Origin of the sequence: Pantoea sp. ME81, assembly GCF_903970985.1 — a bacterium.
GTDB lineage: Bacteria > Pseudomonadota > Gammaproteobacteria > Enterobacterales > Enterobacteriaceae > Pantoea > Pantoea communis.
Genome location: NZ_CAJCKS010000226.1, coordinates 1 through 6,545, shown reverse-complemented (window position 1 = coordinate 6,545; position 6,545 = coordinate 1). Strand labels below are relative to the sequence as shown.

General features: G+C 56.8%; 6 protein-coding genes and 1 pseudogene. 2 read left to right on the top strand and 5 right to left on the bottom strand.

Going from position 1 to position 6,545, the window contains the following annotated elements:
* A pseudogene (locus H7A81_RS24720) lies at positions 1-341 on the top strand (hypothetical protein); the annotation flags it as partial.
* Here the strand turns inward: H7A81_RS24720 and H7A81_RS24715 are convergent.
* Entirely contained in the window at positions 342-785 is a 444-nt protein-coding gene (locus tag H7A81_RS24715) for a YaiI/YqxD family protein (RefSeq protein WP_034830508.1), read from the bottom strand. It lies immediately after the preceding pseudogene.
* A 141-nt stretch (positions 786-926) separates the two neighbouring features.
* Here H7A81_RS24715 and proC point away from each other — a divergent pair, with 141 nt between their 5' ends.
* Positions 927-1,739, top strand: a complete 813-nt coding sequence (proC, locus tag H7A81_RS24710) for a pyrroline-5-carboxylate reductase (protein ID WP_182059030.1) — start codon at positions 927-929, stop codon at positions 1,737-1,739.
* A gap of 70 nt (positions 1,740-1,809) precedes the next feature.
* On the opposite strand, the gene H7A81_RS24705 is transcribed toward proC, so the two are convergent.
* The 4 genes from H7A81_RS24705 to H7A81_RS24690 all read right to left on the bottom strand — a co-directional run bounded on the left by H7A81_RS24705 (position 1,810) and on the right by H7A81_RS24690 (position 6,427).
* Positions 1,810-3,345 carry an FAD-dependent oxidoreductase gene (locus H7A81_RS24705; RefSeq protein ID WP_182059029.1) on the bottom strand — a complete coding sequence of 512 codons (1,536 nt, stop codon included), beginning with the start codon at positions 3,343-3,345 and terminating at the stop codon, positions 1,810-1,812.
* Between the two features lie 154 nt (positions 3,346-3,499).
* The gene (locus tag H7A81_RS24700) at positions 3,500-4,654 is read right to left on the bottom strand and encodes an N-acetylglucosamine-6-phosphate deacetylase (RefSeq protein WP_255479039.1); all 1,155 of its coding nucleotides are present in this window, start codon (positions 4,652-4,654) and stop codon (positions 3,500-3,502) included.
* Between the two features lies 1 nt (position 4,655).
* Entirely contained in the window at positions 4,656-5,429 is a 774-nt protein-coding gene (locus tag H7A81_RS24695; RefSeq protein ID WP_182059027.1) for a 6-phosphogluconolactonase, read from the bottom strand.
* Positions 5,430-5,431: 2 nt separating this feature from the next.
* Positions 5,432-6,427, bottom strand: a complete 996-nt coding sequence (locus tag H7A81_RS24690; protein ID WP_255479038.1) for a hypothetical protein — start codon at positions 6,425-6,427, stop codon at positions 5,432-5,434.
* Positions 6,428-6,545 lie beyond the last annotated feature (118 nt).

The window sequence follows — 6,545 nt, the reverse complement described above, 5'->3', positions numbered from 1 at the left end:
CATCGCAGCTCACGTCACTCTGGACCTACTACTCTCACGAACGCGCCGTTTCAAAGAGTGCTCAGCTAGATGGTGCCCTCGTTCCCTACACAACCCTCTTCCGACGTGCCGTTATGCTCACCAGCATGTTCCATCATTCTCAGCCGGAAGAGATTGTGAACATTATCAACGAGCCGGCGCTGCCGCAGGTGGATAACAGCCTCGATACCTTTAACGGTAATGACAGCAACAATGCCTTCCTGAACGACAACGCCAGCTGGGATAACAACAGCTTTGCGGATAACAACGACTTCAGTGACTTTGGTGGCGGCGACTACGACGACGATGACAGCTTCGTCTGATTAGCGCTGGCGTAACCACTTATCCAATTCGTTAGCAAACAGCTGGCGGTCACGTTGGTTTAGCGCCGACGGGCCGCCACTTTGCACGCCACTCGCTCGCATTGTTTCCATAAAATCACGCATGGTCAGACGCTGACGAATGGTATCCGGTGAGTAGCGCTCGCCGCGCGGATTCAACGCCGCAGCGCCCTTCTCCAGCACTTCTGCCGCTAAGGGAATATCCCCGGTGATCACCAGCTCGCCCGGCTGCACACGCTTCACAATCTCGTTATCAGCCACATCAAATCCCGCCGCGACCTGCAGCGTTTTCAGCCACGGTGATGGCGGTACGCGCAGCGGCTGATTCGCCACGAAAGTCACGGTGATTTTGGCGCGTTCGGCGGCTCGGTACAGCACTTCTTTGATGACATTGGGGCAGGCATCAGCATCAACCCAAATCGACATGTGTTTTCCTTTTTCCTACAGAATTGCAGGCGATCTTGCCCGCTTGCGGCAGAATGGCAAATATTTTTACGCGGCTTGTTATTCAGCACAGCTGTCGTAAGCTAACTCGCACGAGAAAATGAACACTTAAAGGATAGAGCGATGCTGGAGAAGAAAATCGGGTTTATCGGCTGCGGCAATATGGCGAAGGCCATTATCAGCGGACTGGTCAACAGCGGGCTGATTGCCCCGGCTAACATCTGGGTTTGCGACCGCAAACCGGCCACCAATCAGGCGATGGCAGAGCAATATGGCGTGACAGCGGCTGAAAGCCCAGAGAGTCTGGCACGTGAAGTCGATATCCTGTTTGGTGCCGTGAAACCGAATGTGATTCTCAAAGTGCTGAAAGATCTCGCGGGTCAATTGAAGAAGGATTCGCTGGTGGTGTCGATCGCCGCAGGCGTCACCCTCGATTCACTGGCCGCCGTGCTGGGGCACGACCGCAAAATCATCCGCGTGATGCCGAATACGCCGTCGCTGGTGAACGAAGGCATGACTTCGATTACCCCTAACGTACTGGTGGAACCGCATGAAGTCGACGAAGTGGTTGGCATCTTCGAGAGCTTCGGCAAAGCGGCGGTGGTAAATGAATATCTGATTCATGCCGTGGTCGGTGTGAGTGGTTCGGCTCCGGCCTACGTATTTATGTTTATCGAAGCAATGGCAGATGCTGCCGTGCTTGGCGGTATGCCGCGTGCGCAGGCTTATCAATTTGCCGCGCAGGCGGTAAAAGGTTCCGCGCAGATGGTACTGGAAACCGGTAAACACCCTGGCGAATTGAAAGATATGGTGTGCTCACCTGGCGGTACCACCATCGAAGCGGTGAAATTGCTGGAGGAGAAAGGCTTCCGCGCGGCAGTGATCAACGCAATGCAGCAGTGTATGGCCAAGTCCGAAGCATTAAGTAAGCAGTAACCTATTGGGTTTCATCAGGTGCGTCTGCCCGCGCACCTGATCCCGCCCAGTGTTGCCCCCCCCCCCTTTTTTACGCGCCCTGTCCCTGATAGGCTTCAAATAGCGCTAGCCCTTGCGCCAGCGTCATCGGTTGCTGCATGGCTTCCACCAGCGCCGCCGTCAGCGTGTACATCCCTGCTGAACACACGGCCGCGATGATGCCCTGACGAGAGTAAAAGGCGATGAAACTTTTGTCCTGAAGCGATCCCAGCAGTCGGTACCCGTCCCACTCTTCGGCATGGCCCAGGTATTCGTAACGCGTGCCATAGTGCGCGGTCCAGAAAAACGGCACGCGATCGTACATCACACCTTTGCCCAGTATATTGAGAGCCGCGATTCGCCCCTGCTGCTGCGCCACACGATAATGCTCAATTCGCTGCGCACCACGCGGCGTGAGATAACGGGCGATATCGCCCGCGACCCAGATATTGTCAGCCACGCGCAACTGCCCATCGGCGAGCAGGCTGCCATCGTCCTGCAGTGGCAAATCATGGATGAAATTCGTTGCCGGTTTTACGCCAGTGGCAAACAGCACCTGACTTGCTGGCACCGATTTGCCCCCTTTCAGACGCACCGCTTGCACCTGTTCTTTCCCTTCCAGCGCTTCCGGCTCACCCTCAACAAATTTCACCCCATTGCTGCGGTGCAGATCGTGAAAATAGCGTCCAATCTCTTCACCAAACTGCTTAGCAAACGGCAATGGATGGCGGGCAATCACCGTGACATCCACATCACGATTGCGCAGTGCACCCGCCATCTCCATACCGATAAAACTATTGCCGATGATCACCAGCTGCTCTGTTTGATCCACCTGTTTGAGCAGTTCATCCGCCTGATTTAGCGAACGTAACAGATGCACACCCTGCAAATCCTTACCGGGGATGTTAAGAGGCTGCGGCACGCCGCCGCTGGCAATAAGTAGCTGGTCAAATTTCACTGTCTGACCATCAGCAAGAATTAACGTCTTATCCTGCGCCTTGAGTTGCGCGACCTCGCCCTGAATACGCTGTAGCGAACCCAGCACATCCGGCTTAAGCAGTTTAGGCACATCCTCAATCGCCATTTTTCCCGAAGGCACAAATTTGCTCAGCGCGGTGCGATCGTAAGGGGCGGCGGATTCGCGCTCCACCAGCACAATGCGCCCGCTGAAACCTTCATCGCGGAGCGTCCAGATCGCCGCACTGCCTGCGGCTCCGGAACCTAAAATCACGCACACCGGTGATTCGCCCTGAGCGGCGGGCGCACTGGCGGGTGACATCGCTTGTGGATTCACCAGCACCGTGCCCTGTTCAACGCGCACCGGATAGCGTTTGAGGTTGGCCAATGCCAGCGGCTCACACATTTTGCCATCGCGCAGTTGAAATACCGCCTTGTGCCACGGACACACCAGCTTGTCGCCGCAAATTGCACCCTGCTCTAACGGCGCTCCTGCATGGGGGCACTTTGCCTGCAACGCCTGCACTCGTTCGCCATCGCGAATCAGTACCATATCGATATCACCCACGGTGAATTTGGTGGGTTTGCGCTGCGCCAGCGACTTGAGTTCCACGACAGATTGATAGCTCACGATTAGCCTCCTGCGTTGTTATTGGATTTGACGACATTAAATCCCTACAAACAGTAAGCCTGGCAAAGCAGGAGAATTTCGCTGGAGAAACAAAGCGTAACGGCGGATAAGCTATTACTTATCACACCGTTAGTGAGGAAAATAAAATCGCGCTTCAGGCTGAGGCGGCTTGCCACACCTTTTTGCCCTTTTTGATACACGCGACTAACGCCACGCTCCCATCTGGCTGGGGTTTCAGCAACAACACATCCGCCGGTGCGCCGGGTGCCAACCCATGCTGCTGTGGCAAATCTAACTGCCGTGCCGGTCGAATCGAGGCCATCTCAATCGCCTGCTGCAAAGGGGTTAATTTTTGCCGCAGCAGAAAATTGACGCCATCCAGCAGGCCCCGCGCGGAACCGGCCAGCAACTGTGGCGCATCCGCCATGCTCAGCCGCCCTTCCGCGCTCAGTTGCACGCGTCCGCCTATTGCCGAATCGTAGATGCCCGGCGGCTGTCCGGCAAAGCAGGTCACATCACTCACCAAGAGCGCCTGCTCGCCCTTTGCCCGCATAAAGACTTTCAATACTTCCGCGGGCAGATGATCACCATCGGCAATCAGCGTAGCCGCCAGCGCATCTTCCGCCAGCTGCTGCCAGATGTAATTGGGATGGCGCGGCAGTTGCAGGTGGGCGCCATTGCCCAGATGAGTTGAAAGCGAAGCGCCCGCCAGCACCGCATCATGAATCTGCGCGGCAGAGGCTGAGGTGTGCCCAATCGCCACTCGCACCTGCTGCGCCACGCAATGCCGGATGAGCTCGCTGCTTTGCGGCCATTCCGCTGAGAGCGTCAGCAAACCAATGCGCTGCTGCGCGGCCCGTTGCCAGCTTTCAAACAGAAACACATCCGGCGCACAGATCGCCTCCCGTGGATGCGCACCGCGCGGGCCATCCTCCGGTGACAAAAATGGCCCTTCCAGATGAAAACCCGGCACCGCCAGCGCGACGTCCGAATAGTGCTCACAGGCGCTGGCCAGTCGCTGCAACGCTTGCGCAATCTCTCCGGGCTGAGCGGTGATCACCGTCGGCATAAAGCTGGTGACCCCTTGTTGCCACAACGCGTGCGTGGCATTCAGCACATCCTGTTCGCTAAAAGGAAAGTGATTAAAGTCCACGCCCTGAAAGCCGTTAACTTGCAGATCCACCAGCCCCGGCGCCAGAATCAGATCGTTGTCAGGCTCTGGCAACGATCGCACCTCTGCCAGCAGGCCTTCACACATGTAGAGCTCAATCGGATCCAGCGTGCGGTAATCGCGACCGCGTAATAGCATTTCAGTCAAAAATCACCTCCGCGCAGGCATCGGCGTCGGTATATAGCGTGCAGTTGGGATGCTGGCGCAATCGGGTTGCCGGGCAAGCCGTGGATATCGCGTCGTGCAATGTTGCCTGCACCGCTGCGCGTTTGGTCGCGCCCGGCACCATGCAGAACAGCCTGGTGCCACGCATCAAAGCGGGAATCGTCAGCGTCACCGCGTGCGTTGGCACCTGCTCGATCGTTGTGAAACAGCCGTCGTTAACCTGCTGCTGTCGGCAGGCATGATCCAGTTCCACTGGCTTGACGCTGAGCGGATCGCTGAAGTCCGCAACCGGCGGATCGTTAAACGCCAGATGACCATTTTCACCAATGCCCAGACAGACCACATCGATCGGCGCCGCCTCCAACTTGCGCGCATATTCGCGACACACTCCCGCCGGATCGCCACCCGAAGGGATGAGATGCACTTCGCCAGGTTGTACGCGGTCAAACAGATGTTCACGCAGGAAATGGCTAAAGCGCTGCGGCGCATCCTCATTCAACCCAATGTATTCATCCATATGGAACGCGTGGATGCGCTGCCAGTCGAGATTCGGCGCGGCAGCCAGTGCGGCTAGAAACTCATGTTGTGAGGGGGCGGCAGCAAATACCATCCGCACCACTGCCTGCTGCTGCAATAAATGCTGCAAATGGGCGATGGCATCCTGTGCCGCCGCGATGCCTAATGCATCACGATGGGCGAAGCGCTTGACCCACAAGCGGTCGCGCTTTCCCTGTTGTAAAAGCGTCATTCTTATCCCTCCTGAGAAGCGTTGTGACTTTTCGGCCAGTGCGCCCTGGCGGGCATATCCTGATCCTGATTGAGTGCCGCGAGCAGCGCGTCGACTTCCGGACTGACCGGCGCACGACGCAGCCATCCCATCACCACAAACAGCACCAGCGATGACATCACGGGGGCGGCCACCTGAGAGGCAGTGCTGACATCAGTAAAGATAAATTTCACGCAGAAAAAGGTGCCCACGCCCACGGCCCAACTCACCAGCGCCGCGGCACTGCCGCTACGACGAAATGCGGGCAGTAAGCCTAAAAGCATCGGAATCGAAATGGGCCCCACTAATCCACCGAACCAGATAATCAGCAGAGACAGCACACCGCCGAAACGGCTGGCATTCATGGCGATAATCAACGTGGTGATGATGAAGAGAAAAGCCGTCAGACGCGCGACGAGCAGCGAGCTTTTACCGCGCTGAAAATGGCGCGGCAGCATGCCGGGCAGAATGTCACGCGTGACCACCGCCGTGATGGCATTGGCATCTGATGAAGTCATCGACAGCGTATGAGTGAACATCGCCACCAGCACTAAACCGATTAACCCATTCGGCAGTAATTCCATCGCCATCACAGAGTATGAACGTGAAGGATCGCTAAGATTGGGGAACAGCAGCGGTGCCGCCCACATTGGCCAGAACAGTATCAGCGGCCAAATCAGGTAAAGTGCGGCCGAGAGCAACGCCGCTTTACGTGCATCGCGACCCGCCGGTGCGGCGATGAAGCGTTGTGCCAGATTCCAGGTGCCGCCGTTGTAGCTCAGGGTGTAAATCACAAAGTAGGCGAGGATAAAGCCGAGCGTATACGGCTCCTGAACGATGTCGGTGTGGGTGGCAGGCAGGTGTTGCCAGATGGTGAGCAGCTCGCCGAAACCGCCCAGATGCATCGCCACGGCCACCACCATGACAATCGCGGCGATAAACTGCACCACAAACTGGCCAAAATCATTACAGAATTGCATTGGTTAACTGTGATATGCGCTACCTTTACTCGCATCAGCGTGAAAGTGGTTATCGCGAAGCGCTCGAGCAACTGGAACTGAATTGGGGTGGCGTGGCTTACGCGGAAAACATTTCGTG